The organism is Natronomonas sp. (assembly GCF_046483325.1).
Taxonomy (GTDB): domain Archaea; phylum Halobacteriota; class Halobacteria; order Halobacteriales; family Haloarculaceae; genus Natronomonas.
Map to the genome: position 1 here is coordinate 1 of NZ_JAWODL010000012.1, position 25,941 is coordinate 25,941.

Annotated in this window: 23 protein-coding genes and 1 pseudogene; 8 read left to right on the forward strand and 16 right to left on the reverse strand. The window is 64.5% G+C overall.

The genetic code is table 11. The annotated features are described in order from the left end of the window. Positions 1 to 203: 203 nt before the first annotated feature. The 5 genes from R6U53_RS02920 to mobB all read right to left on the reverse strand — a co-directional run bounded on the left by R6U53_RS02920 (position 204) and on the right by mobB (position 5,008). On the reverse strand, positions 204 to 605 hold the full coding sequence (locus R6U53_RS02920) for a hypothetical protein (RefSeq protein WP_410321135.1): 402 nt from the start codon (positions 603 to 605) through the stop codon (positions 204 to 206). Between the two features lie 90 nt (positions 606 to 695). After that, positions 696 to 2,177, reverse strand: coding sequence for a replication factor C large subunit (locus R6U53_RS02925; RefSeq protein WP_410320873.1), 1,482 nt, complete (start codon positions 2,175 to 2,177; stop codon positions 696 to 698). Between the two features lie 50 nt (positions 2,178 to 2,227). Continuing rightward, positions 2,228 to 3,202, reverse strand: coding sequence for a hypothetical protein (locus R6U53_RS02930; protein ID WP_410320874.1), 975 nt, complete (start codon positions 3,200 to 3,202; stop codon positions 2,228 to 2,230). A gap of 83 nt (positions 3,203 to 3,285) precedes the next feature. Continuing rightward, complete coding sequence (locus R6U53_RS02935) at positions 3,286 to 4,464, reverse strand: pyridoxal-phosphate dependent enzyme (protein ID WP_410320875.1); 1,179 nt, start codon at positions 4,462 to 4,464, stop codon at positions 3,286 to 3,288. Positions 4,465 to 4,540: 76 nt separating this feature from the next. Further along, entirely contained in the window at positions 4,541 to 5,008 is a 468-nt protein-coding gene (gene mobB / locus R6U53_RS02940) for a molybdopterin-guanine dinucleotide biosynthesis protein B (protein WP_410320876.1), read from the reverse strand. A 126-nt stretch (positions 5,009 to 5,134) separates the two neighbouring features. Here mobB and R6U53_RS02945 point away from each other — a divergent pair, with 126 nt between their 5' ends. Both R6U53_RS02945 and R6U53_RS02950 read left to right on the forward strand, forming a co-directional pair. Then, positions 5,135 to 6,385 carry an FAD-dependent oxidoreductase gene (locus R6U53_RS02945; RefSeq protein ID WP_410320877.1) on the forward strand — a complete coding sequence of 417 codons (1,251 nt, stop codon included), beginning with the start codon at positions 5,135 to 5,137 and terminating at the stop codon, positions 6,383 to 6,385. An 84-nt stretch (positions 6,386 to 6,469) separates the two neighbouring features. Continuing rightward, on the forward strand, positions 6,470 to 7,381 hold the full coding sequence (locus R6U53_RS02950; protein WP_410320878.1) for an NAD(P)-dependent oxidoreductase: 912 nt from the start codon (positions 6,470 to 6,472) through the stop codon (positions 7,379 to 7,381). Positions 7,382 to 7,720: 339 nt separating this feature from the next. Here R6U53_RS02950 and R6U53_RS02955 read toward each other — a convergent pair whose 3' ends face one another. Together R6U53_RS02955 and R6U53_RS02960 are read right to left on the reverse strand one after the other, a co-directional pair. After that, positions 7,721 to 8,713: a ring-cleaving dioxygenase gene (locus R6U53_RS02955; RefSeq protein ID WP_410320879.1), complete on the reverse strand. Its 993-nt coding sequence runs from the start codon at positions 8,711 to 8,713 to the stop codon at positions 7,721 to 7,723. Between the two features lie 81 nt (positions 8,714 to 8,794). Beyond that, positions 8,795 to 9,502 (reverse strand): metallophosphoesterase, encoded by a 708-nt coding sequence (locus R6U53_RS02960; protein WP_410320880.1) that lies wholly within the window; start codon positions 9,500 to 9,502, stop codon positions 8,795 to 8,797. Between the two features lie 109 nt (positions 9,503 to 9,611). Here R6U53_RS02960 and R6U53_RS02965 point away from each other — a divergent pair, with 109 nt between their 5' ends. The 3 genes and pseudogenes from R6U53_RS02965 to R6U53_RS02975 form a co-directional block, all read left to right on the forward strand. Continuing rightward, entirely contained in the window at positions 9,612 to 10,385 is a 774-nt protein-coding gene (locus R6U53_RS02965) for a MarR family transcriptional regulator (RefSeq protein ID WP_410320881.1), read from the forward strand. Positions 10,386 to 10,512: 127 nt separating this feature from the next. Beyond that, positions 10,513 to 11,658 (forward strand): PAS domain S-box protein, encoded by a 1,146-nt coding sequence (locus R6U53_RS02970; RefSeq protein WP_410321130.1) that lies wholly within the window; start codon positions 10,513 to 10,515, stop codon positions 11,656 to 11,658. Further along, positions 11,591 to 12,190, forward strand: a pseudogene (locus R6U53_RS02975) (sensor histidine kinase); the annotation flags it as partial. The gene R6U53_RS02970 and the pseudogene R6U53_RS02975, both read left to right, overlap by 68 nt. Before the next feature lie 12 nt (positions 12,191 to 12,202). Here R6U53_RS02975 and dapB read toward each other — a convergent pair. Continuing rightward, positions 12,203 to 12,943: a 4-hydroxy-tetrahydrodipicolinate reductase gene (dapB, locus tag R6U53_RS02980; RefSeq protein WP_410320882.1), complete on the reverse strand. Its 741-nt coding sequence runs from the start codon at positions 12,941 to 12,943 to the stop codon at positions 12,203 to 12,205. Next, entirely contained in the window at positions 12,940 to 13,824 is an 885-nt protein-coding gene (gene dapA / locus R6U53_RS02985) for a 4-hydroxy-tetrahydrodipicolinate synthase (RefSeq protein WP_410320883.1), read from the reverse strand. Before dapA ends, dapB begins: the two co-directional genes overlap by 4 nt. Before the next feature lie 270 nt (positions 13,825 to 14,094). Between dapA and R6U53_RS02990 the strand changes: the two genes are divergently transcribed. The 3 genes from R6U53_RS02990 (at position 14,095) to R6U53_RS03000 (ending at position 18,799) form a co-directional block, all read left to right on the forward strand. Continuing rightward, positions 14,095 to 14,934 (forward strand): M48 family metalloprotease, encoded by an 840-nt coding sequence (locus R6U53_RS02990; RefSeq protein ID WP_410320884.1) that lies wholly within the window; start codon positions 14,095 to 14,097, stop codon positions 14,932 to 14,934. Positions 14,935 to 15,531: 597 nt separating this feature from the next. After that, positions 15,532 to 17,529 (forward strand): AMP-binding protein, encoded by a 1,998-nt coding sequence (locus tag R6U53_RS02995; protein WP_410320885.1) that lies wholly within the window; start codon positions 15,532 to 15,534, stop codon positions 17,527 to 17,529. Between the two features lie 106 nt (positions 17,530 to 17,635). Next, positions 17,636 to 18,799, forward strand: coding sequence for a phenylacetate--CoA ligase family protein (locus R6U53_RS03000; RefSeq protein WP_410320886.1), 1,164 nt, complete (start codon positions 17,636 to 17,638; stop codon positions 18,797 to 18,799). On the opposite strand, the gene R6U53_RS03005 is transcribed toward R6U53_RS03000, so the two are convergent. The 7 genes from R6U53_RS03005 to R6U53_RS03035 all read right to left on the reverse strand — a co-directional run bounded on the left by R6U53_RS03005 (position 18,796) and on the right by R6U53_RS03035 (position 25,940). Then, positions 18,796 to 19,653, reverse strand: coding sequence for an amidohydrolase family protein (locus R6U53_RS03005; RefSeq protein WP_410320887.1), 858 nt, complete (start codon positions 19,651 to 19,653; stop codon positions 18,796 to 18,798). The genes R6U53_RS03000 and R6U53_RS03005 overlap by 4 nt on opposite strands. Before the next feature lie 4 nt (positions 19,654 to 19,657). Then, positions 19,658 to 20,041 (reverse strand): universal stress protein, encoded by a 384-nt coding sequence (locus R6U53_RS03010; protein ID WP_410320888.1) that lies wholly within the window; start codon positions 20,039 to 20,041, stop codon positions 19,658 to 19,660. A 156-nt stretch (positions 20,042 to 20,197) separates the two neighbouring features. Then, entirely contained in the window at positions 20,198 to 21,232 is a 1,035-nt protein-coding gene (locus R6U53_RS03015; RefSeq protein ID WP_410320889.1) for a branched-chain amino acid ABC transporter permease, read from the reverse strand. A 73-nt stretch (positions 21,233 to 21,305) separates the two neighbouring features. Further along, positions 21,306 to 22,220, reverse strand: a complete 915-nt coding sequence (locus R6U53_RS03020; RefSeq protein WP_410320890.1) for a branched-chain amino acid ABC transporter permease — start codon at positions 22,218 to 22,220, stop codon at positions 21,306 to 21,308. After that, complete coding sequence (locus R6U53_RS03025) at positions 22,213 to 24,258, reverse strand: AMP-binding protein (protein WP_410320891.1); 2,046 nt, start codon at positions 24,256 to 24,258, stop codon at positions 22,213 to 22,215. Before R6U53_RS03025 ends, R6U53_RS03020 begins: the two co-directional genes overlap by 8 nt. Position 24,259: 1 nt before the next feature. Then, complete coding sequence (locus tag R6U53_RS03030) at positions 24,260 to 25,096, reverse strand: ABC transporter ATP-binding protein (RefSeq protein WP_410320892.1); 837 nt, start codon at positions 25,094 to 25,096, stop codon at positions 24,260 to 24,262. Positions 25,097 to 25,100: 4 nt separating this feature from the next. Then, positions 25,101 to 25,940 carry an ABC transporter ATP-binding protein gene (locus R6U53_RS03035; RefSeq protein ID WP_410320893.1) on the reverse strand — a complete coding sequence of 280 codons (840 nt, stop codon included), beginning with the start codon at positions 25,938 to 25,940 and terminating at the stop codon, positions 25,101 to 25,103. Position 25,941: the final 1 nt, after the last annotated feature.

A 25,941-nucleotide genomic window follows, 5' to 3' on the forward strand; every position in this document is an offset into this window, starting at 1 on the left:
CTGTAACAAGTCACTTGTCAAGTACCTCGATGAATACTACTGGCTACGATTTGCTGACAGCCTGCCCATCCCACCGCCTTGGACTCCGACTTAGTCGCGGTTTGGGGAAAGGGAGAGACCGAATACCCACTTTGACGCTTGCGGCCAGCAAGGCCCGTGTAATGTCAGCTAGTCCTCCTTTGCCGGCGCAAGGCTTTCTCGTCCTACAATCCGGTACCAGTCTTCATAGCAATAGACTCCCTGAAAGCAAACCCGTCCACGTCCTTCAGCGCGGCGACGAGGTCAAAGACATCGTCAACCTCGCCGGCGTCGCCGTCGTCGACGCCCAACCGGAGGATACCTGACCGCGAGACCCACCGGGCCGAGCGGCCTTTTCGGTCCAGGGTTTGCCGCTCGGGTTCGCGGTCGCTCACCGCTCGCGGCAAACCCCCGGAAACGACATCGTCCACCCCGCCGGCGGCGACGCCGGCGACGCCCAAACCGGCGACGCCCAAACCGGCGACGGCCGAATCGGTTCGGAGGCTGTCCGGCCGATCCCCGGCTCGACGGATGCTGAGTTCGCCGTGAACGACGATCCTCCGAGGCCGTGGCGAAATGTCTCTCACGATTCGCGTTCGACGCAACGGCCGAGGTCGACCCCCGAGTCGGAGACGTCCTCGGATCGGAACTGAGCTGATTCCGTCCTCGCCGGTGCGTTACATGAACTCCGAGAGCCCGGACTGTCCGTCGTCCTCCTCGGCCGCCTCGGCGCGTTCGGTGGCAGACGGGTCGTCTTCGGCCGCGTCGTCGGCACCGGCACTCGATCCCCCTTTCGAGTCGCTCGTGCCGAACGCCGCGAGCGTCCCCGCGCTCTCGTCGTCTGTCTCGTCGCCGCCTTCGTTGTCCGCCCCGGAGAACTCACCCCCCGCGAACGCGCCCTCGGAGTGCTCAACGGCCTCGGTCTCGAGTCGTTCTCTGGCCTCCTCGACGATTCCCTGCACTTTGTTCGTCGTCTTTCCGGAACCGGTGAGAAAGGAGACGTGGTCGGCGTCGAGATCGTATCGGGCGGTCATCTGAACCGTTATCTCCCTATTGCGACAGTGGTGAGTCATGGCAGCGAGATACGGCATGATCTCCCGTCTGGCCGTTGCCGTCGAGACGCCCGCGGTCGCGGCGATCCGTTCGGCGATGTGGTCGCGCGTTGAATCGCGTGAAGAGCGGTACGGCGCGCCGCCGTAGCGCGTCCAACCGCCCCGGTCGGACCGCCTGACGGCGGCGACCCCAGCCGCGACGTTGTCCGTCGCGTAGCGCCAGTACGTGTAGTTCTGCGTCGCACGGACGCGTCCGAGCCACACGTCGGCGTCGGCGAGATGCTCGTAGGCGTCGGCAAGCTCGTCGCCCTCGTAGACTTTCGGTACCTTGTCCTCGATCCACTGAACTAAGTTGTCGGGCGTCTCGTCGACGGCGTAGGCCGTCTGAAGCGCCTCTTCGGCGGACTGTTCTTTCAACACGGCGTCGAGGAACGAGAAGATATCTTCCGTTCGGTCGCGTTCGCCCTCGCTGCCCTCCGCGCGTATTTCGCCGTCCTTCTCACGCGTCTGCATGTCCTTTATCGCGCCCCGGAGGTCGCCGCGGTTCGACTCGGCGATCCGTTCGAGCACCGCCTCGTCGAACCCGACGCCCTCTTGCCGACAGATGTCGCGGAGGACCGGGACGATCGAGCGCGCGGAGATGTCCCGAAACTCGATCTCCCGGCAGGCGCTTCTGAGCCCCGAGGACATGTCGTAGTACTCGTTCGCGATGAGGACGATCGGCTGGGTCGCGCCCTTGACGAGCCGCGTCATGGCTGCTGCGCCGCCCCGATCTTTGTGTCGGTGGAGGTTATCGGCCTCGTCGAGGATGATGAGCTGTCGCTCGCTACCGAGCGTCGTGTTCGCCGCCGCCCGCCCCGCGAGGCGTTCGATTTCGTCTTTCGTCCGCGCGTCCGAGGCGTTCATCTCGAGGATGGGCCACCCCATGTCGTTGGCGAGCGCGTGGGCCGCCGACGTTTTGCCGACGCCCGGGGAGCCGTGGACGACGACCGCCTCGCCGTGTTCGTCCCAGGTGTCCGCCCACGCTTTCAGCGCGTCGCGGGCCTTGTCGTTGCCGCGGACCTCCGACAGCGTCGTCGGGCGGTATTTTTCGGTCCAATCGCTCATTGACGGACGAAGGCGGGAGACGCGTTTAGTGGTTGCGGACGCGGGTTCGATCAGTAGCGACGAGCGATCGAGTCGACGACGGCTCGTCGTCGCTCGCCCAACGTTCGGAGCCGACCTAGCGTCGAGGTGATGACCGGAAACGGCGTATCGAGCGCTCGGTAGAGATACTCCTGCAGGAACGTCCGCTTCGACCGGCGCTGGACGTGTCGGTTGTTGACGTGGATTTCGTGTTGACGCTCCTCGAGCAACTGCTGGTACGATTCCATCGCCCCGCGAATGTCCCGATCGTATTCGAGTAGCTCCTCGAACGAACTGTGGATGAGTCGGCGTGGATCGGTTCGTTCGACAAGCCGGTCGGTTTCTTCGAGCTGCCTTCCAGCGCTCACCACGGAGTCGCGTTCGACCGAGAGCGCGTCGAGGTGTCGCTCCCGGTCGGCGATGGACGTCGAGGTTTGTGTGAGAAGCAGCTGCTGGACGGGCCGCGTGAACCGCGCCCCGCCGTTGACGACGACCGTGAGGTCCTCTCCGAACTCCGCGGCGAAACTCCGATCGAACCCGTCGTCGTAGATCTCGTCGTAGTCCGGGACCGACATGACCGTCTCTCGGTACCGTGCTCGTATCTGTGCGAGTTGTTCGGTGTTTCCGGCTCCCACGGCGAGAACGGGCGCGTTCGAGTTCACATTCGGTCCGCCCTGAGCGGTCATGGCGCGTACGTCCGCCGCAAACGCTTCGAGTGCGTCCCGTTCGGCCTCGGTGAACTCCCGTTCGGTCTCGATTTCCCCCAACGCATCACGTATGTATCCCCCCGCGAACGCCACGCCCGCGATCCACTCTCTGTTCGTAAGCTCCCAGAGGAGGTGAATGGTGATCGAGTTGAGAAATCCCCCGATCCCACCGAGGAGGTGCAGAACCCAGACCGGCGCGATCTTCGGGAACAGAAAGACGCTGAAAACCATCCCCGCGACCGGGAGGAGCCCTCTAGTACCGGCCGATCGAGCAGCCCCCAGTGCCCGCGCGACTACCATCGACGTGACGTATGTGTCGGGTTAGCATTAGTGTCACGGTCCGCTCGAGTGCCGATCCCGCACGGCCCCATCGTTGCCCCGCCTCAGATTCCGCGGCTCATGAGGCGGCTACGGACGATGTCGGCGTCCTTGCTGCCGGCGGCGGTGTTTAGGAGCACGACGGTTTCGTCGTCGTCGAAGGCGCCGTTTTCGGCGAGCTCCCACGCGCCGGCCGTGGCGGTCCCACAGGCGACCGAGATCTCGAGTCCTTCGTGTTGGGCGACCGTCACCGCGCTGTCGAGTAGATCTTGGTCGTCGACGGCGACGCCGGCCCCGCCGCTGGCTCGTATCGCTTGCGTCGCGGCCAATCCGCCCGACGGGTCGGGGATCTCGAGGCTTCCGACGACCGTGTCCGGAACCTCCCAGGGTTGTGGATCGCCGCCGGTTTCGAGCGCTTCGATGACGGGCGCACAGCCGTCCGGTTGGGCGGCGTGCAACTCGGGCGTGTCATCGACGATTCCGGCCGATTCGAACTCCCTGGCACCCTTCCAGAGTCCGGCGATCGTCGCGCCGTGGCCCACCGGTGCCACGATCGCGTCGGGTGCCGCCCATCCCAACTGCTCTGCGATCTCGTAATAGATCGGCTTCGTTCCCTCGTGTCTGAACGGCGAATCGAACGGCGCCGCCGGGAACCACGTCTCCCGCTCGGCCGCCGGCATGGACTCGCGCTCCTCCTCGTACACCGCCCGCGCGTCGTCGAACCGCCCCTCGACGACCCGCATGTCGCCGCCGTGGACGTTGATCATCGCCTTGGACATGAACGGTGTTCGGCTCGGAACGAACGAGCGAGAGAGCAATCCGGCGCGGGCGGCGTAGGCCGAAGCCGACTGGCCGCCGTCGCCTGTCGTCGGTAACGCGAGCGTGTCGGCGTCGGCCCGAACGGCGGCTTCGGCGACGAGCGAGAGCCCGCGATCGGTGATCGAACTGGTGGGGTTGTGCGCCTCGTTTTTGATCAGGACGCGCCCGACGCCCAACTCGTCGGCGAGTCTGGGCGCCTCGATGAGCGGGGTTTCGCCCTCACCCATCCCTGACGGGACGAACGGCAGCAGTTCGCGGTGCTTCCAGCCCCCCGAGCGTTCCGCGAGCGTCTCGGACGACAACTTGAGCCCGTCCAGATCGTAACGGGCATCCAAGGACCCGCCGCAGTCAGGACAGCGCGTCGCGCCATCGTCGTCGGTCGTCGCCCCACAGTCGGTGCAGTGAAAGCCCTCGAACGCACTCATACCCGTCGGTTCGCTCGCCGCCGGCAAAGCCCTGTCCTTCGCGGTCGCTGACGCGTTCTGTCGTTCGGGCGGTCGATCAGGTCCGCTCGAACAGTGTGCCGTCACGGATCGAGGCCGCGAGCCTTTCGATTTCAAGGCTATTGAGCGTCCCGCGGGCGACGACCGGCGGCTCGATGTCCGGTCTCTCGCCGAGTGCGATCTTCGGGTACGGCGAGTCGTGAAAGCCCTCGATGAGGATGAAATCGTACCCCTCGGTCCGGAGCCGTTCGACGGTCGCTTCGAGTAGCGCGGACTCGCTTTCGGCCGCCGCTTTGCCGCCCGGTGTGAGTCGGAATGATAACGTTGGCGTGAGCCCGACGACGGTCTCCGCGCCGGCCGTTCGGTGTCGGTGGGTGTCCTTCCCGGGCGTGTCGATCTCGATGTCGTGGTCAATGGATTTGATCGTCCCGACCCGGCCATCGGCTCCGAGAACGGGGACGAGCGACTCGATCAGCGTGGTTTTCCCGCTGTCACTCGGGCCGACAACACAGACCGGAGATACCATGCTGCGAGTCCAACCGCGAGGAATAAAACTGCTGTGTCCCGACAGTCCCGAGCGCCCTGTAGGTGTTTCCACGACCCCCCCATAGCCGACGGAAACCTGTTTGTCGGTCCCCCCCGAAGCCGACCCATGCACGTCGTCGTCGCCGGAGGCGGCCTCGCTGGGCTCGTCGCCGCGCGCCACCTCGCCGAATCGGGGGCCGAAGTCGAACTGTTCGAGACCGAATCGACCGTCGGCGGACGCGTCCGATCGCGAATCGTCGACGGCTACACGCTCGATCGGGGGTTTCAGGTCCTCTTTACGGCCTATCCGGCCGCCCGCCGTGAGCTCGACTACGGTTCTCTCGATCTTCGAACGTTCGCTCCCGGCGCGACTATCGCGCTGCCGAACCACCGTTCGACGCTCGCGGATCCGCTCGGCGATCCCGGTGCGGCCCTCCCCACGCTGTTGAACCGCGACATCCGGACCGCCGACAAGCTCAGACTCTTTCAGCTGCAGCGGGAACTCAAGCGCCGCGACTGGGCGACTCTCTTCGAGGACGACGGTGGAATGACGATCCGGGAGTACCTCGCCGATCGGGGGTTCTCCAGGGCGTTCGTCGAGCGCTTTGCGGCACCCTTCTACGGTGGCATCACGCTCGACCGGTCGCTGGGCACGTCCGCTTCGGTATTCGAGTACACGTTCAAAGCGCTCTCTGTGGGCGAAACCGTGGTCCCCGCCGACGGGATGGGTGCGATCGCAGGCCAGCTCTGTGAGCGTGCCGAATCAGCCGGCGCGACGATCGAAACCGACGCCGCCGTCACGGTCGTCGATGCCGACGGTCCGCACGTCGAAACCGACATCGGGTCCCGCTCTCCCGACGCCGTCGTCGTCGCGACAGATCCCGAGACAGCCAGCGAACTAACCGGCGTCGACACGCCGACGGGGACGAAGGCCTCCGTCACCGTTCACTGCTCGCTCCCCGAGCACCAGTCTCTCGATACGGGATCGCGGATCGTTCTCAACGCGGCCGATCAAGAGCCGAACACCGTCGCCCCGATGAGCGCCGTCTCGCCGGAGTTCGCTCCGAAGGGTAAACAGCTCTTGAGTGCGACGTTTCCGGGTACTCGCGATGAGACCGACGCCGAACTCGGCGCGGTCGTCAAGAACGCGCTCTCCTCGTGGTTCCCCGAGAACCACTTCGGCGAGTTCGAGGTTATCGCCGTCGATCGAGTCGAGTTCGCCCAATTCTCCCAGCCACCCGGATTCCACGAGGAACTCCCGAGCGTCGACGCCCCCGACGGCGCGGTGTATCTGGCCGGCGATTACACGCAGTGGTCGTCGATCGAAGGCGCCTTGGAGAGCGGAAACCTGGCAGCGGACGCGGTGTTGGATCGATAGCGCCAGGGCAGCTTTCCGATACGATGGGTGAGGAGCGCGCCGCCCGTGCATAGGTTTATACTCGGTTCACGGACAGATGCTACCATGCCGAACAGAACTGTCGGCTTTATCGGACTCGGAATCATGGGTCTCCCGATGGCGAAGAACCTGCTCGATGCGGGGTATCGCGTCGTCGGTCACAATCGGTCCGAAGAACCGACCGAGGAACTCGTCGCTCACGGCGGCGAAGACGGCCACTCCCCGGCGGGCGTCGCCGAACGGAGCGACGTCGTCCTCGTGTGTTTGCCCGACTCACCGGACGTGGAAAACGTCGTCCTCGGGACGGGGGCAAAAGCTGATCCCGTGATCGATGGCGTGACGGAGGGTATGACGATCATCGATCACTCGACGATTTCACCGACGGTCGCCGAATCGGTCGCCGACCGCCTCGCCGACGAGGGCGTTTCGACGCTCGACGCGCCCATCTCGGGCGGCGAGAGCGGTGCGATTGAGGGGACGCTCTCGATCATGGTCGGCGGCCCCGAGGACGTCTTCGACGAGCAGATCGACGTTCTCGACGTGATGGGCGAGACGATCACCCACTGCGGTCCGAGCGGCGCGGGACAGACGACGAAGGCGTGCAATCAGATCGTCGTCTCCGCGCAGATGGTCGCGGTCAGCGAGGCGCTCGTGTTCGCCGATAACGCGGGGGCCGATCTCGAAGCCGTCGTCGACGCGATCAGCGGCGGGGCGGCGGGTTGTTGGGCGCTCGACAACCGCGCGCCGAGCATGATCCACGGCGATTTCGATCCGGGATTCTTCGCGGAGTACCAGTACAAAGACCTCCGGATCGCTACCGACGCGGGTGAGGCGTTCGGCTCGCCCATGCCGCAGACGGCGCTCGTTCACGAACTCTACAAGACGATGGTACAAAACGGGATGGGCCGGGACGACAACTCCGGTGTCATGCAGGTGTACGAGAGGCTGTCGGGGTCGGAAGCCAGAGTCGACAAATAAGTACCTGTCTTGGGGGTCGATCGATTTTATTTTGCGTCTGTGTCTGCAAGTCACGTCGTAGAAACGGGAAGCCTCGGGGCTTGACCCCGAGGCGATTCACTTGCAAGTCGTGGACGCCACGCTTTCGGAGGGCTCTTCGATCGACATGGGCGGAACGGATCCGCTGTCGATGTCGACCGGCGCATTAGGGGCCACACTCACCGTGGAATCGGGATCCGAGACCGACGGTTAGACTGGCGATTATGCCGGCGGAGAACGACGATGGGACGTGGGAATTGGGCGCTGGTATACGGGTACCACCCTCCTAAATCGAGATCCGTCACTCTTTCCCTCCCTGTCTCACTCCTCCGCTTCGATTCGTTCCGCTCGCGAAACCGTCACGTCTGGAAGTCCACGTTCGATCTCCTCGCGACGACTCTCGAACGTTCCGGGCAGGACGAGCCGTTCGCCGAGTTCGTCGAACGGCTCGTCGCTGTCGTATCCTGGCCCGTTCGTGGCGAGTTCGAACAGCACGCCGCCGAACTCGCGGAAGTAGACCGACCGGAACCAGTGACGGTCGATCTGCTCGGTCGGGCGCAGTCCGGCCGACTGTGCGGCCTCGCGCATCGCCGCCTGGTCCTCGTCGGTCGGCGTCTGGAAGGCAACGTGGTGGACCGTTCCCGCCCCCTGTCGCCCTCCCTCGATGGTCGGGAGCACGTCGACGTATTCGCCGACGGGCCCTTCTGCGGCGAATCGGGTCCGCTCGTCGCCGGGGGTGTCACCAGGCGATTGTTCGGTCCCCTGCTCTTCGAAGCCCATCGTCCGAAGCAGATCCTGCGTCGGATCGGGGTCGGCGAGCCACAGCGTCACCGAGTGGAACCCGCGGATTGCGGCCTCCTCGGGAACGAACTCCGTCCACGGAACGGTCGGATCGTCGTCGGGAATCTCGACTCCGACGAACTCGACCGGCAGGCCGTCGGGGTCCTCGAACGGGAGGACGGTCTCGCCGAAGCGCTCGACGCGGTCGCCGTACTCGACGCCGTACTCGTCGAAGCGAGCCTCCCAGTAGTCGAGGCTTCCCCCGGGGACGCGGAAGGCGGTTCGGGCCACCTGCCCGGACCCGACCTTGCCGCGGGAGATGTCGCCCCACGGGAAGAACGTCATGCTCGTTCCGGGAGTCCCCTCAGCGTCCGTGAAAAAGAAGTGGTACGTGCTGGGATCGTCCTGGTTGATCGATCGCTTCGCGAGCCGGAGGCCGAGCGTCTCGACCCAGAAGTCGAGGGTTCGCTGGGGATCGCTCGCGATGCACGTCACGTGGTGAATGCCGGGTGTCAGTGGTGGTGTGTCTGCCATTACCGACCCATAAGGGGTTGGGGCACTTGAGTTCGCGCTGACACCGATGTTACCGGGTGCGCGTTTCGGCGTTCGGTCGGCCTACAAAAACCGCCGAAGCCGTCGAAGCGGCGGGAACTCGTGAGTCGTATGGTTCCCCTCGTCGTGGACGATCGGGCGGAGCGATCCGACGTCGGTGACGAGCGGCGATTGAAACTCCGACGCCGACAGCCCGTTCACGCGGATCCCCGCCGGGAGACGGCTAAACGACGGTAGCATCAGCACACCCGCGCCGTGGTACTGGTCCGGGCCGTACAGATAGCAGGGCCGACGAACGCCCTCGATCTCGATCGTTGGGTGGTCGTGTCCGACGACGTACCACTCGGCATCGGTCTCGGGTTCGACGTGCCCGTGGGTGATCACGACCGATTCGTCGGCGTCGGCACTTCCCTCGACGAGGTGTTCGGCTTCGATCGGACCGTCCCACAGTTCTTCGAGCATCGTGTCGTGATTGCCGGGCGTCACGACCAGCCGAAGGTTCGCATCCGTCGCGAGGCCGACGAGCGCTCGAACCGTCGCCGCCGCCCCCGTCGGAATCCGATCGAACGAGTGCAGCAGATCACCGGCGACGACGACCACCTTCGGCTCGTATCGCTCGAGGAGAGCGCCGAAACGCGCAGTGAGGTCCTCGTGTTCGCCGACGCGGAACTCGACGTCCGAGGTCGCGTCCCGCCCGATGTGGAGATCCGCACAGACGAGCGTCCCGGTCGCGGGGAGGTAGGCGGCGCGATCCCGGGAATCGAACTGCATACCGGTCGATCGGTCGCCGCGGACAAAGCGCTGGTGGGATCGCCCGTTCAGTTCGACGCTCGGCCGTCGAGTCGCGGGTGTTTATAAACGGCCGACCCGACATAGTCGTATGGTCGACGTCCTCGACAACAAGCGGTCCGCGACGAAGTTCCGCGTGCTCGTCGAGATCGCCGAACGGCAGCCGGCGGTGAACCAGGGGGAGATCGCTGAGGCGGTCGGCGTCACGAGCCAGGCGGTCTCGGAGTACATCCGCGAACTCGTTGACGAGGACTTCGTCGACAAGGAGGCTCGCTCTCGCTATCGGGTGACGAAACAGGGGGTCGATTGGCTCTTCCAGCAGGCCTCGGACGTTCGCCGGTTCGCCGATCACGTCACCGAGGACGTCCTCGGCAGCATGCAGGAGGACGCCGCTTTCGCGACCGCCGGGATCGAGGCCGGCGACACCGTCTCGCTCTCGATCCAGGACGGACTGCTTCACGCCGCACCCGGGGGCGGCGGGCCGGCGACCGGCGTGGCGACGACGGACGCCTCGGCCGGATCCGTCGTCGGCGTCACCGGGTTCGCCGGTATCATCGACCTCGACCCCGGCGATGTTACGGTCTTTCAGGTCGCACCGATCCGTTCGGGCGAGCCGAACGGATCGCAGGCCCTAGCCGATGCCGCCGCTGCGGCCGACGTGGTCGCCGCCGCGGGCGTCGAGGCGGTCGCGGTGCTCAGAGAGTCCGGTGTCGCCCCCGACGTCACCTTCGCCGCGGGCGATGTCGCTGCCGACGCGGCGAGTCGCGGACTGGAGGTGGTCGTCGTCGCCACGACGGATCTCGCGGGTCGCGTCACCGACGCCCTCCGAGATGCGGGGCTCGCCTACGAAGTCGACGATCTCTGATCGGCGCTCGCGTCGGGTTTCGACGTGTGTCCGCGCCAGAACGGTTATATTTCCAAAGACGCGTTATGGGACAATGACGGAGCCAGTTCGGATCCTCTACGTCGACGACATGCTCGATTCCGCCGAGATGACGGCGACGTTTCTCGAACGCGAGAACGACTGGTTCACCGTCGAGACGGCCGAGGGCGCCGACGAGGGCCTCGGGTATCTCGCCGATCACCGCGTCGACTGCGTGGTGTCCGATCACGATATGGACGGCCGGAACGGCATCGAGTTTCTCGAAGCCGTCCGCGAGGACGATCCGTATCTCCCGTTCATCCTTTTCACCGACAAAGGCTCGGAGGAGATCGCGAGCGACGCCATCTCCGCGGGGGTGACCGAATACCTGCAAACGGAGGGCGGGGTCGAACAGCACGCGGTCTTGGCGAATCGGATCGGGCTCGCGGTCGAGAAGGCGCGCGCCCAACGCGAGCGCCAACGACAGCTCGACGCCATCGAAACCGCCCAGGAGGACATCAGTATCCTCGACGAGGAGGGTCGATTCATCTACGCCAATCCGGTCTACGCCGACATCCACGACTACACTCCCGAGGAGATGGTTGGCAAACATTGGGAGGTGGTGTACCACGAGGAGCGGATCCCCGAACTCCACGAGGTGATCTGTCCCGAGATCGAACGAAGCGGACGCTGGAGCGGGACGACGACCGGGATCCGAGCCGACGGTTCCACCTTCACGAAGTCCCACACCATCGCGGCGACTGCTCACGGTGAGTACGTCTGCACCGGACGCGACGTCACCGAGCGGAGGGAGCGCGACCGCGAGCGCGAACGCTACGAGACGATCATCGAAGCGCTCGGCGACCCGATCTACGCGCTGGACGCGGAGGGCCACTACACGTTCGTCAACGACGCGTTCATCGCCGAAACCGGCTATCCGCGCTCCGAGATCATCGGAGAACACGTCTCGAAAGTGATCTCCGAGGACGATCTCGAACGCGGCCGGGCGATCATCCGGGGGCTCTTGCGGGCCGACGATCGGCGGGCGACGACGTGGGAACTCACCCGAGTCACCGCGGACGGACGGCATGTCCCGATCGAAAACCACATGGCGCTGTTACCCGCCGAAGACGACGGTTTCAGGGGCACCGCCGGTGTGCTTCGAGACATCACCGAGCGAACGGAGCGCGAACGCGAACTCCAGCGCGAGCGTGGTCTCCCACGATCTCCAGAGCCCGCTGAGCGTCGCGGACGGACGATTGGAACTCGCTCGTGAGGAGTGCGACAGCCATCATCTCGACGATGTCGACCGCGCTCTCGATCGGATGGGCGAGTTGATAGAGGACCTCCTGATGTTGGCACGGGAGGGCGACCGAATCGACGAGGTGGAGTCGGTCGATCTCTCGGAACTCACATCGCGTTGTTGGCAGAACGTCGAGACGGTCGAGGCGACCGTCGAGACGGCGTGCGACGGGACGATTCGCGCCAACCGCGGCCGCCTCCAACAGCTGCTCGAGAACCTCCTTCGAAACGCCGTCGACCACGGTGGGCCAGACGTGTCAGTCACCGTCGGCGACCTCGACGACGGATTCTACGTCGAGGACGACGGCCCGGGGATCCCCGACGGCGAACGCGAACGAGTGTTCGAAGCGGGCTACTCGACGTCCGAGGAGGGGACGGGATTCGGACTCCGGATCGTCAAACAGATCGCGGACGCTCACGGGTGGGACATCGAAGTGACGAGCGGGGCCGACGGCGGCGCCCGGTTTGCCGTCACCGGCGTCGAGTCGGTCGACCGCCCCGAGTGAGACGCCCCGTATTTACAACACGTCGCCGAACGCGTACCAACCGGGATCCCTGCCGGCGAGCCACTCGGCCGCGTCGACGGCGCCGGCGGCGAACACGCGTCTCGATTCGGCGCGGTGCGTCAGTGTCAGGACCTCGTCGTTGCCCGCCAAGAGGAGTTCGTGTTCACCGCGGACGGTCCCGGCGCGTCGGACGTGGACACCGACCTCCGAATCCTCGCGGCGATGTTCGCCCTCGCGGCCGTGAGTGCGATCCAGCTCCGATCCGGCGGCCGAATCGACCACGTCGAGAATCGTGTTCGCGGTGCCGCTCGGCGCGTCGCGCTTCCCGCTGTGGTGGGTCTCCGTGAGCTCGATATCGTACCCTGGGAGCGCCTCGACGCCCGCCCCGACCAGTTGCAGGAGGGCGTGGACGCCGCGAGCGAAGTTCGACGCCTTGAGGATCGGTATCGACTCGCTGGCCTCCCGAAGCGCATCGAGCCCCGCCTCCTCGAGGCCAGTCGTCCCCACGACGTAGGGGACTCCCGCCTCGACGACGCACTCGACGTGTTCTCGGGTCGCCGCGGGGACGGTGAAGTCGATCGCGGCGTCGGCGTCCTCCAGCAGCCGCGGGAGTTCCTCGTTCGAATAGACGCGCACGTCCTCGACGGTGTCGGAGGCGGTGGCGACGCCGACCACGTCGTGGCCGCGGCCGCTGGCTTCGGCGACGACCTCGCTGCCCGTTCGGCCGGTCGCGCCGATGACGACGAGACTCATCGTTCGAGGTCGTCGAGGACGGCCCGTAGTCGCTCGCGGTGCTCCGGCTGCAGCGGGCTGAGCGGTGATCGCATCGTCGCCGAGTGGATGCCGCGCATCTCCATCGCCTCGTTGACCGGGATCGGGTTCGTCTCGATGAACAGCGTCCGGAAGAGATCGCCGAGTTCGTACTGGAGTTCGCGGGCGCGATCGAAATCGTCCTCCAGGGCCGAACCGACCAGCGCGACCGTGCGTTCGGGTTCGACGTTCGCCGAGACGCTGATACAGCCGGTGCCGCCCTGCGCGATGACCGGTAGCGTGAGGGCGTCGTCGCCGGAGAGCACCTCGAAGTTCTCCGCTCTGGTCCGTTCGATGACCTCGTTGATCCGGTTGAGATCCCCGCTCGCGGCCTTGTACCCGACGATGTTCTCGTGGGAGGCGAGCGAGACGGCGGTCTCGATCGCGATGTTACGCCCGGTTCGACTCGGAACGTTGTAGACGATCTGTGGGAGGTCGACCGCGTCGGCGATCGTCCGGAAGTGATGTTCCATCCCGGCCGGCTCGGGGTTGTTGTAGTACGGTGAGATGAGCAGCAGCCCGTCGGCGCCGGCGTCGGCGGAGCGTTCGGAGAGATTGAGCGCTTCGCGGGTGTTGTTCGATCCCGAGCCGGCGATCACGGGGACGTTCTCGACCGCGGCGACGACCGTCTCGACGACCTCGATGTGTTCGTCGTGGGTCATCGTCGCGGATTCGCCGGTCGTGCCGACGGGGACGAGCCCGTCGACGCCCGCGGTTTCGAGCCGCTGGGCGTGCGCGCGGAGGGTATCGTGATCGATGCTTTCGTCGTCGTGGAACGGCGTGGTCATTGCGGGGAACACGCCGGTGAATGTGTCGTGGGTCATTGTGGTGTCAGTTGGGGTTCGGTGAACTGTCGAAATCGATGCGTTCGGAGCCGACCTGCGACGGGGGTGCCACGCCCGCCGTAGACCGTTCTACGAGCGTTTGGGTTTCGAAAAAGCGGTCGGGACGACGCGCTCGCGGCTGCCAGCGTGGGGCGGACCGACGAGCACGCGGTGTCGCATACGCGAACGGGCGTCGGCGAGCGACTTATGCGTTTTGAGTTCGCCCGAGCCAGAAGCCATTTGACTGCCAGCCCCCTATACGATGGCTACATGCAACACGTCGGACTCAAAGCCAGAATGGCCGTCGTCGGGAGCATCCTCTTTGCCTTCTATGCGCTCGTCGCCATCATCGCCGTCGAAGCCTTCGGTGTCGGGATACCGATCGTCCTCCTCGGAACGATCGGCTTCGCCGGCTTCCAGTACGTCGTCGGAAAGAAGGTCGCGCTGTGGAGCGCCGGCGCGGAGGACATGCCCGAAGAGCGCTATCCGGACATCCACCGCGCGGTCGAGCGGATCGCCGACGACATGAACCTCGACAAACCGCGGCTGATGGTCGCCGACATGGGCGTGCCGAACGCCTTCGCGGTCGGCCGCCGCGGCGCGGGCGTCGTCGTCGTCTCCTCGGAGCTCATCCGACTGCTCGATCGGGACGAACTCGAGGGCGTTCTCGCCCATGAACTCGCCCACATCGACAACCGCGACGTGATCATGATGGTGATGGGCCAATCGATCGCCTCGATGCTCGGGCTGGCGGCGTACTTCGCGATCGCCTTCTCGCGGGAGGGCGGCATCGGGAACATCGTCCTCGGCTACCTCGCCAGTGTCGTCGTCCAGATGGTCGCGATGGTGTTCGTGCTCGCGATCTCGCGGTACCGCGAGTACGTCGCCGACTCGGACGCCGCCCAGCACGTCGGCGGCGACGCGATGGCGCGTGCGCTGCAGAAGATCTCGACGGCCGGCCAGCGGAGCAACGCCGAGTTGGACGACAACGTGGCCGCGCTGTGCATCTTCGGCGGCGAGCGGTCCTCGCTCGAACGGATCTTCGCGACCCACCCGCCGATCGAAAGGCGGATCGCAGCCGTCCGTGACGTCGAGCGAAGTTACTACTGATCGGTCAGCGAGTGCGCCTTTTCGGTTCGGGCGACGACCGTCCCGGCGGGACGCCCCGGGTGCTCCTTAATTGTAAACGAAATTTACATACTGTTCGTAATACTCGATATGTAATAACTGTCCACTAGCCGGGGCCCGTCTTCTCCAGTGGGAGATCGATTATTTATATACCCGAATATAAATTTTATAAATATCACGTGCGATTCCCTGTCTGCTGCGACGTTTATGATCATATTGGTAAATGCTCGGCTATACCGTTCGCCTTCGATCCCGTGTATATCGCTTTTAGGGGTGCTGAACGGCGATACTGACATCTTTTTGCGCAACGGCGGAGTGTGACAGGTCTGATCGCGGTCGTACCGTTCAAATTTTATAACAATATATTGTTATTTTAGGAAAAACATAATTTTATAAATACTTTGACTGCTGTCCAGCCGTGGATACGCGCTCTCGGTCGATACGCACATATCCCTGCATCGCGAGTGCGGCATCTACCCACCCGTTCACCGCGTCCCGATCTCCCGGTTTTGTCGACCCGGGGCTTCAGACACCGTTAGAGTAATGAACGCTCGACGAAAATCGCCGGACAATACGACCATGACAGAAAATATCGAGGAACTTCGCGACGAGGTCGTCCACGACCCGGACCCGGCGTTCGCCGAATCGACCAACGTCGCGGCGTTCATGGACGAGTACAATATCGCCGACGACGACGAGCTCATCGAGCGGACGACGACGGAGATCGAGTGGTTCTGGGACGAACTCCCCGAGTACCTCGGAATCGAGTTCTACGAGGAATACGACGCCGTGCGCGACGACACGGACGGCCCCCAGTTCACGAAGTGGTATCCCGGCGGCGAATTGAACGTCGCACACAACACCGTCGACCGACACGCCGCCCTCGATTCCGAGCGGCGCAACAAGGTCGCCTGCATCTGGGAGGGCGAGGAGGGCGACGTGCGCGAACTCACCTATCACGAACTCGGCCGCCAGTCGAATCAGGTCGCCAACTACCTCGAATCGGTCGGCATCGACACCGGGGACACCGTCGGCCTCTACATGCCGATGGTCCCCGAGGTCATCTCGATCCTCTACGGCTGTTTCAAGACCGGCGCGATCGCGGTCCCCATCTTCTCGGGCTTCGGCGTCGACGCCACCGCGACCCGGATCGAGGACTCGGAGTGCTCGGTGCTGTTCACCGGTGACGGCTTCTACCGCCGCGGGGGCGAAATCACGCTCAAAGACGCTGCGGACGAGGCGATCGATGAGGCCGGCCACGTCGAACACACCGTCGTCTTCGATCGGCTCGGCGCGAGCGACGACGACAGCGACCTCGGCGTTCCCTTCGACGACGGCCGCGACGCGTGGTGGGTCGACGCCGTCGAGACCCGATCCGACGAGTACGAGACGAAATCGCTGCCGAGCGATCAAGAGTGCATGCTCCTGTACTCGTCGGGGACGACCGGCAAGCCGAAGGGCATCGTCCACACCCACGCCGGCGCACAGCTCCAACCCGCGAAGGAACTCCACTTCGCCTTCGATCTCAAGCCTGCCGATCGGTTCTGCTGGGTGTCGGACATCGGCTGGATGATGGGGCCGTGGACGCTCGTCGGGACGCACACCTTCGGCGGGACGATGGTGATGTACGAGGGCGCGCCGGATCACCCCCAGCCCGACCGGTTTTGGGAGATGATCGACCGCCACGGGATCACCCAGTTCGGCATCTCGCCGACCGCGATTCGCGCCCTCCGCAAGCAGGGCGACGAGTGGGTCGAAGACCACGACCTCTCCTCGCTTCGCCTGCTGGGTTCGACCGGTGAGCCGTGGGATCCCGAATCGTGGCTGTGGTACTACGAGCACGTCGGCGGCGGCGACACCCCCATCATCAACATCTCCGGCGGGACGGAGATCTTCGGTTGCTTCCTGTCGCCGCTGCCGATCCAGCCGCTGAAACCCTGTACGCTCGGTGGCCCCGGTCTGGGGATGGCGGTCGACATCGTCGACGAGACGGGCGCGTCGGTCAGAGACGCCCACGAACGGGGCTATCTGGTCGCGCGCGATTCGAACCCGGCGATGACCAAGTCGCTTTGGGGCGGCGACGACCGCTACCTCCACGAGTACTGGTCGGCGTTTCAGGATCCGCCGATGTGGAATCACGGCGACTGGGCCCAAAAGGACGCCGAGGGCTTTTGGTTCCTGCACGGTCGGGCCGACGACGTGTTGAACGTGGCTGGTCGGAAGGTCGGCCCCGCCGAAATCGAGGGCGCGGGAATGGAACACGACGGCGTAAATCAGGCCGCAGCGGTCGGCGTCCCCGATGACACGACGGGCACGGCCGTCGTGTTGTATCTGATCGTCGAGGAGGGCGTCGAGGAGACCGACGGCCTCCGAGAGGAGGTCCGCGAACTGGTCGGCGAGGAGCAGGGCAAGCCGTTCCGCCCGCGCGAGATCCTCTTTGTCGACGAGTTCCCCAAGACCCAATCGGGCAAGATCATCCGCCGGGCGGTCGAGGCGACCTACACCGGCGAGGACCTGGGCGACCTCTCCTCGATCGAGAACCCCGACGCCCTCGACAACATTGAGCACGCGCGGTAGGTCGGGTAGGAAACCCCTCGCAGCCGACCTGCCTCGCAGGACGCCACGTTCGCCGACCCGGTCGCTGGGAAATTTGTTTATGGGTGGGGTGAGCATATCCTATCGTATGTACGACAGCACGGTGCTCACCGACCTCGAAGAGCAACTGGAGCGGGCGGCCGAACACGACCTCTACGCCGGGACGTTCGACGACGCCGACGTCGACCCGACCGACCTCGACTCGTGGGCGGAGTTTCAGTCGATCCCATTCACCGAGACGGACGATCTAAAAGTCGACTTCAATGAACACGGTCCCGAGGGCTCGCTGTACACCGAGGGTGCGATGATCTCGTTTTCGCCGCTCGGCGACGATCTCGCGCCGATGTTTGACACCCGCGCGGACCTCGACTACGAGGCGGGTGTCAACGCCGATATCTTCGAGGCGGCGGGGATCGACGCGGGCGACCGCGTGCTCAACACGTTCGGCTACCATCTCTTCGGGACCGGTATCCTCCTCCACCGCGGCCTCGAGGAACTCGGCGCGGAAGTGTTCCCGGTCGGTCCGGGCGATTCCGAACAGGCTGCCGGCTTCATTTCGGAGTACGATGTCGACGCGCTGGTCGGCAATCCGAGCTTCGCGCTGAAGATCGCCGAGGCCGGCGCGTCCGTCGATATCTTCGTCGGCGGCGGCGAGCCGTTCACGTCGATCCCCGGCTACCGAGAGGAGGTCAAGGAGGCGCTCGACTGTGAGACGGCGATCGACTACTTCGGAACCCGGCACGTCCTTCCGATCGCCGCGGAGACGGACGCCGAGGACGGCCTCCACGTCGCCACCGACTACGCGATCGTCGAGATCGTCGATCCCGACAGCGGCGAGCCTCTCCCGCTCGGCGAGCGCGGAGAAGTCGTCGTCACCCATCGTCGAAAAGAGGGGTTCCCCCTGGTTCGGTTCCGAACGGGCGACCTCGCGGAACTCGAGCGCCGCGGCGACGACCTCGTCCTTCCCGACGGGGTCATCGGCCGAACCGACGATCGGCTGAAGATCAAGGGCGTGAAGGTGTACCCGGAGAGTATCCCCGCGGTCCTCGCCGCCTTCGACGGACTGACCGGCGAATACGCCGTTCGCGTGACGCGACCCGGATCGACGGATCACCTCGAAATAGTCTGTGAAGGCACCGCCGAGGAGACCGAACTCGCCGAGGCGCTCACCGGCCGACTCGTCATCTCCCCGGACGAGATCACGCTCGTCGACGACCTCGAGGAGCAGGGCGTCTTCGACGAGCGGTACTAGCCGTCGATCCCGAGGAACTCGATCGCCGTTCGGTAGAATATGTCTCGATACGTCTCCTCGGGCAGGTCACGGCCGAGCAGTTCGGCCCGTTCGGCCCGGTAGGGATACGGAATGTTCGGAAAGTCGCTCCCGTACATGATCGACCCCGAGAGTTCGACGAACACCTCGTCGTCGATGCTCGAGGGGTCGAACCCCATCGTCTCCTCGGCCTCCGTCGACATCGCGAACGTCGTATCGAGGTAGACGGTGTCGTGTTCGCGGGCCATCCCGACGAACGCATCGACCTCGTAGGTTCCCATGTGCGCGCAGTTCACGCGGAGTTCGGGAAACGACTCGACCACCTCGGCGAACCGATCGGCCCCGACGTTCGGGTCGTTCTCGTACATCGGCGCGGTGTTGCCGTGGTAGGTGATCGGCCGATCGTATTCGACGGCGACTTCGAGCGCCGGTTCGATGCGTGGATCAGCGGGCGCGCAGTTTTGCACCGGGCAATGGAATTTCAATCCGCGCGCACCAGCCACGAACGCCTCCCGGACGATCTCGTCGACGCCTTCGTCGTCAGGGTGGACCGTCGCGAACGGAATCAGTCGCTCGGAACCGGCCGCTTCCTCGGCGAGCCATTCGTTAAGTCCTCGGGCGATACCGGGTTTGTGCGCGTAGGGTAGCGCGACGTAGCGTTCGACGCCAGCGTCGGTCAGGGTGGCTTCCATCGAGGGTCGGTCGGTTCGATAGGAGAACTCCCAGTCGGTCGCCGCGGTGAGCGTCCGCTGGATCGCGTCGGCCAGCCGTTCCGGAAACAGGTGGACGTGCGCGTCGAGGGCCGGCGCGAACGCGTCCTCATTCGGGTTCGACATTCCGTTAGTTTCCACAGACGAGGACCGGACGCTTGGTGTTCAGGATGACGTCCTGCGTCACGCTGCCGAAGACGGCTTTCCCCGCCGGACTCCGCTCGCGGCCGGCGACGCAGATGAGGTCGGCGTCGTGGTCGTCGGCGACGGTGACGACGATAGTTGCCGGATCGCCGCTCCGCTCTTCGAAGGAGACGTCGACGCCGTGCGATTCGAGGAGCTTTCGCGCCTTACGGGCCGCGCCGACCTGATCGATCGAGGCCCCTTCGGGATTCTTCTCGAAGGAGTGCGTCAGGATCACCTCGATGTCGTCGATGGGTAGCTTGGTGATCTCCTCTGCGACCCGACGTGCGCGGCCCGTGTCCGTGTCGACGCCTGCAACGATGGTGTACATACGCACGTGTGATCGCGCATCACAAATATATGTGTCGGGCACGCCGGTTTCGGTGACGGCTACGGCGGTTCGGTTCCGCTCCCGACGCGTCTGCGGGTCCGACTCGACGCTCGGTCACCCCGACGGAGCGCGACCCCCGTCGGGGCGAAGTACCCGTCAATAGGCGTAGGGCCACTTCCGCAGGTAGTCTTTGATCTGTCCGAGTCCTGCCAGCAGCCCCTTCGGCTCGACCGCGAGGACAACGATGATGAGGATCCCGAAGAACACCGGTTCGAGAGCCGTCGCATCCGACGCGTAGGCAACCAGGAAGTCCCGGATCCCCTCTTCGAGGATAGTCACGATCGAGACGCCGAGTACGACGCCCCAGACGCGACCCATCCCGCCGAGCAGCAACATCACGTAGTGTTCGAGCGTGAGCTCGATCGTGAAGTAGTCGGGGCTGATAAAGCCGATGTACAGCGAATAGAGCGCGCCCGAAGCGCCGATCATGAAGCCGCCGATCGCGTACGCGAGCAACTTGTTTCGGAAGACGTTGATGCCCAACACGGCCGAGGAGAGGTCGTTCTCGTGGATCCCACGGAACATCCGTCCGATCCCCGTTCGGCTGAGGTTGAACGTCACCAGCGCGAACAGCGCCATCGTCGCGAGGACGAAAAAGTACTGCTCGGTCGCCGAACTGATGGTGAGGTACTCGCCGACCAGCCCGATATCGCGGGGGAGGTTCTGCTGGGAGCCGCCGTGGACGAACGCCAGCTGGTTGTTCTCGAAGAACCAGATCGCGATGAACTGCAGCGCGAGCGTCGATATGGCGATATAAAAGCCCTTGACGCGCCAAGATGGCAGGCCGAAGAGGACGGCGACGAAGGCGGTCAACAGCCCGCCGGCGAGCATCCCGGGGACGATCCCGACGCCCGCCTCGGCGACGAGTCGAGTCGAAGCGTACGCGCCGATCGCCATGAACGCCCCCTGTGCGAGAACGATCTCCCCGGCGTAGCCGAGGATGACGTGTAACCCGAGCACGGCGATGATGAATATGTAGATGCGCGTGATCATCGAGACCGCTCCGCCCCCGAACACGAAGGGGATGAGAAACGGGATCGGCAACCCGAGGACGAAGGCGATGCGTTCGATGCGCCAGCGGACCAGTCCCATCCGGTCCTCGTAGGAGGTGAAGTACTCGCCGCAGGGCATCAGACGCACCTCCCGGTAGCCGCGTCGGTCGACGTCGATTCGGTCCGTGCGTATCGTGTGTTTGATGCCATGGTTAGAGCCTCTCTATTCGTTCGGTTCCGAAGAGTCCGTACGGCTTGACGAGGATGACGACGAGCAAGAACACCATCGGCAGCACTTGCCCGACGCCCGGGCCGACGATCGGCTCGGCGTAGTACGCGCCGAGTTGCTGTATCAGGCCGACGACGAGCGAGCCGAGGAACGCGCCCGGAATGCTGTCGAGCCCGCCGAAGACGACGGCGGCGAAGATCAGGATGCCGACCGCTTCGATGGTGAAACCCGCACCCCCCGCCGACATCGCGAACAGCAGTCCGCCGATCGACGTGATGGCGATCGAGAGCGCCCACGACAACAGGATCGTCCGCTCGATCGAGATGCCCAGCACCATCGCGGCCTGCTGGTCGCTCGCGCCGGCGCGGAGGATCGAGCCGAGCACGGTATATCTGAAAAACAGCATGAGCGCGATCACGACCACGAGCGACAGGACGACGCCGAGGGTGAAAGAGGCACTCAGGTCCACCCCGAACGGGAGCGGCAGACTCCAGTCCGGGCGAAGCGCTTCGGGGTACGCGCGGTACTGCGGGCCGATCAGAAACCGGATGCCGCCCGTGATGATCCCGCCGAGCGCGAGCGTGACGATGATCACGGAGAGCACGGGCTCCCCGATGAACTGTCGGAATATCACTCGCTCGAGAACGATGCCGAGCAGCAATCCGAAGATCAGCGTCACCACGATCGCCGCGGCGGCCGGCAACTCGACCGCGATCAAAAGCGGCGTGGTGAGGACGACCACGAGGTACGCGCCGAGCAGCGCGAACTGCCCCTGTGCGAAGTTGAGCACACCCGTCACCTTGTAGATGAGCGAGAACCCGATCGCGACGAGAGCGTACACCGCGCCGAGACCGATCCCGGTAACGATGACCTCGAAGAGGGTTGCGACGTCAACCATCGATCTCACCCTCCACGAGCGCGTCGGATTCGGTCAGATCGACGACCGTCATCTCGCCACGCTCACGCGACTCTCTGCCGTCTTGATACGTTATTGTCACGTCCATCTCGACCGTGTCTTCGTCGCTGTATATCCCCTCGATTAACTCCTCGTATCTGTTCGTCACGACCTCTCGTCTGATCTTGCCAGTTCGCGTCATTTCGCCGTCGTCGGCGTCGAACTCCTTGAACAAGATGACGAACCGATCGATGGCCGGTCCCTCGAGTCGCTCGTTCGTGTCCGCGACGACCCCGCGGAGGAGTTCGAGCACTGGTTGCTTCTGTGTGAGGTCCTTGTATCCGGCGTACTGGATGTCCCGTTGGTCCGCCCACTCGGCGACGTTGTCGAAGCGGATGTTCAACACGGCAGCGAGCGAGTCGCGGCCGGCCCCGACGATGAGCGCCTCCTTGATGTACGGGTTGAACTTGAGCTTCGTCTCGACGCTGATCGGAGCGACCGCGGTCCCGTCCGAGAGCTCCATCACGTCGTCCATACGGTCGAACACCTTGATGTGGCCGTCTTCGGTGATCGCCCCGAAGTCGTCGGTGTGGAGCCACTCACCGTCGAGGGCCTCCGCGGTCTTTTCGGGCTGGTTGTAGTACCCCGAGGTGACGACGGGACCGCGAACGACGAGTTCGCCCTCCGGCGTGATCCCGACGCGAACGTTCGGGAACACCTCGCCGACGGTCTCGACCTGAATATCCTCGTTTCGGTGCATCGTCACGAAGCCACACACCTCGGATTGTCCCCAGATCTGCTTCAGGGGCACGCCGAGCGCGTGGTAGTACTGGAAGTGATCCTCGCCGAGCGGACCGCCGCCCGTGTAGACGTTCTTGGCCCGCTTGAGTCCGATCTTGTCGAGGATCGGTCGGTAGGCGATCCAGTAGGCGATCCAGTGTTGGAATCGGAGAAGAGCCGACGGTTCCTCGTCGCGCTTGTCGCCGCTGACGTACTCGGCGTGGCGCTCGCCGACGTCCATCGCCTTCTCGTAGACCCACCGCTTCAGCCGGGTCGTGTTCTCGATTTTCGCTTTGATATCGGCGACCCACCCTTCGTATGCGCCCGGCGACGAGAAGATGATCTCCGGGCCGATCTCGCGGAGATCCTCGCTTTCGGTCTCGGCCTCCTCCGGGAAATTGGCCGTCCAACCGCCCAAAAACGCCGCGGCCATGAGGATCATCTGTTCGCCGATCCAGGCCATCGGCAGGTACGAGAAGTAATCGGACCCCTCCGGCAGCGGGTCGATCTCGATGGCCGCGTTCGCGAGATTGACGAAGTTGAAGTGCGAAAGCTGGACGCGCTTTGGCATGCCGGTCGTTCCGGAGGTCGGCGGTAACATCGCCGGTTCGTGGGGATCGACGTTTCGGATCCGCGCTTCGAGATCGGAATCGGTCACCTCGCCGCCGTCGAAGCGCTCCTTTCCACGCGTCTCGATCTCCTCGTAACTAATCACGGGGACCTCCGTGTCGTCGTATCGGAACATTCCCTTCTCGTCGCGGTAGACGATCGCCTCGATCGAGGGCGCCCTGTCGACGACCTTGAGGAGTTTGTCGACCATCTCCTGGTCTTCGGCGTAGGCGACCCGCGGCGAGAGGAGTTCGAGCTGGTTGCCCACCGCCTCGGGAAGCATGTCCTCGTAATTCGGCGCGGCCATCCCGCCGAGCGTCTGTGCGCCCATCCACGCCCACAGCTGGTGCGGCCGGTTGTAGCCGATGGTAAAGAGGATATCACCCTCGTCGAACCCCAGCGTTTCGAGCCCCATCGAGAAGTGTTTGACGCGGTCGTAGTACTCTCGCCAGGTGAACTCCTGCCAGACGCCGTACTGCTTCCACCGAAGCGCGATGTCGTCGCCGTTCTTTTGGACGTGGTCCAAGAGCACTTCGGGGAGTGCGGTGTCCTCGACGATGTCGATGTCGCCTTCGGGCGGTTCGACGATCCGGTCGATCGTCGGCCCGTCGCCCCCTTTGTGCTCGGTGAGGCCCTCTTCGGCGTCGGCCATCTCAGTCCACCCCCGTGTAGATGTTTTGAACCTCGGGATCGTCGGTCACGTCGTCCGGCGGCCCGCGTGCGATGACGCCACCTTTGTTGAGCACGATCATCCGCTCGGAGACGTCGGTGACGACCTCGAGGTCGTGTTCGATCATGACGAGCGTCAACCCCTCCTCCTCGTTGAGATCGGCCAGGAACCGGACCATATCGTACTTCTCGTCGAACGTGAGTCCACTCATCGCCTCGTCGAGCAACAACACGTCGGGATTGAGCGCGAGCGACCGCGCGAGATCGACCCGGCGCTGGATGCCGAGCGGAAGACTCGACACGGTGCTGTGGCGGTACTCCCAGAGTTCGAGGTAATCGATGATATCTTCGACCCGTTGCATGTTCCGGGCTTCGACCCTCCGCCCGGTGCCGTAGAACGCGAGCGCCGAGAGCAGATTCGGGCGTTCCTTGACCGCCCGGACCGTCATGACGTTCTCGAGGACGTCCTCCTCCTCGAACAGTTCGAGCCCCTGAAACGTTCGTCCGAGTCCCTTTCGCGCCCGCTTGAACGCCCGATCGGCGGTCACGTTCTCCCCTTTGAAGAAGATCTCGCCGCCCGGATCGGGGTCGTAAAACCCGTTGAGAACGTTCAACAGCGTCGTCTTTCCGGCTCCGTTCGGCCCGACGATCGACACCCACTCCCCCTCGTCGATACCGATCGAGACGTCATCGCAGGCGGTGATCGCGCCGAAGGTCTTCGTCACGTTCCGACAGCCGAGTACGGCATCGTCCGGTGGGACGTACGGGCCGCCTCTGATACCTGCGTTACCGCCCGTCGTTCGTGTATTCTGGGTGCTCATGTATTCAGGTGTAGCGCTTCCGTATCTTGTAGTGGCGGATGTCCGAATATCGGCTCTCTTCGCTGCTGGTGCCGAGATAGAACTCCTTGATCTCCTCGCGGTTCATCAGCACGTCGGCGGGGTCGTTGAGTTCGATCTGGCCGTTCTCGAGGACGTATCCGTAATCGGCGATCTCGAGGGTCCGCTGTGCGTTTTGATCCGCAATGATCATCGTAATGTCCTCCTCGCGGTTGATCTCCCTGAGGGTCTCGTATATGTCCTGGACGAGCTTCGGTGCGAGACCGAGAGACGGCTCGTCGAGCAACAGGAGGTTCGGCCGGTGGATCAGCGCCCGGGCGATGACGAGCATCTGCTGTTCGCCGCCGCTCGTGTATCCCGCCTGCACGTCGAGGAGGTCCTCGAGCTGCGGGAAATAGTCGAAGGCGAGCTCGTAATCCGATTTATCGTATCTGATCCGCCGGCCCTGGCGGTACAGCCCGCACCGGAGGTTCTCCTCGACGGTCAGATCCGCGAAGACGCGTCTTCCCTCCAGGATATGGGTGACCCCACGATCGACCATATCTTTCGTCCGGAAGTTCGTGACCTTCTCGCCCTCATAGAAGACGTCACCGCGGGTCACCTCGCCGCGCTCGGAGCGCCCGATGCCGGAGATCATCTTCAGGATCGTCGACTTCCCGGCCCCGTTCGGGCCGAGCAGCGCGACGATGTCGCCGCGGTCGGCTTTCATCGAAACGCCTTGCACGGCCAGGAAGTTCCGGTCGTAGACGATTTCGGCGTTGTCGAGTTCGACGACCGGCGGCTCGTCGTTCCCAGCCGTCCAGCCGCTCGATTCGGTCTCGCTCATA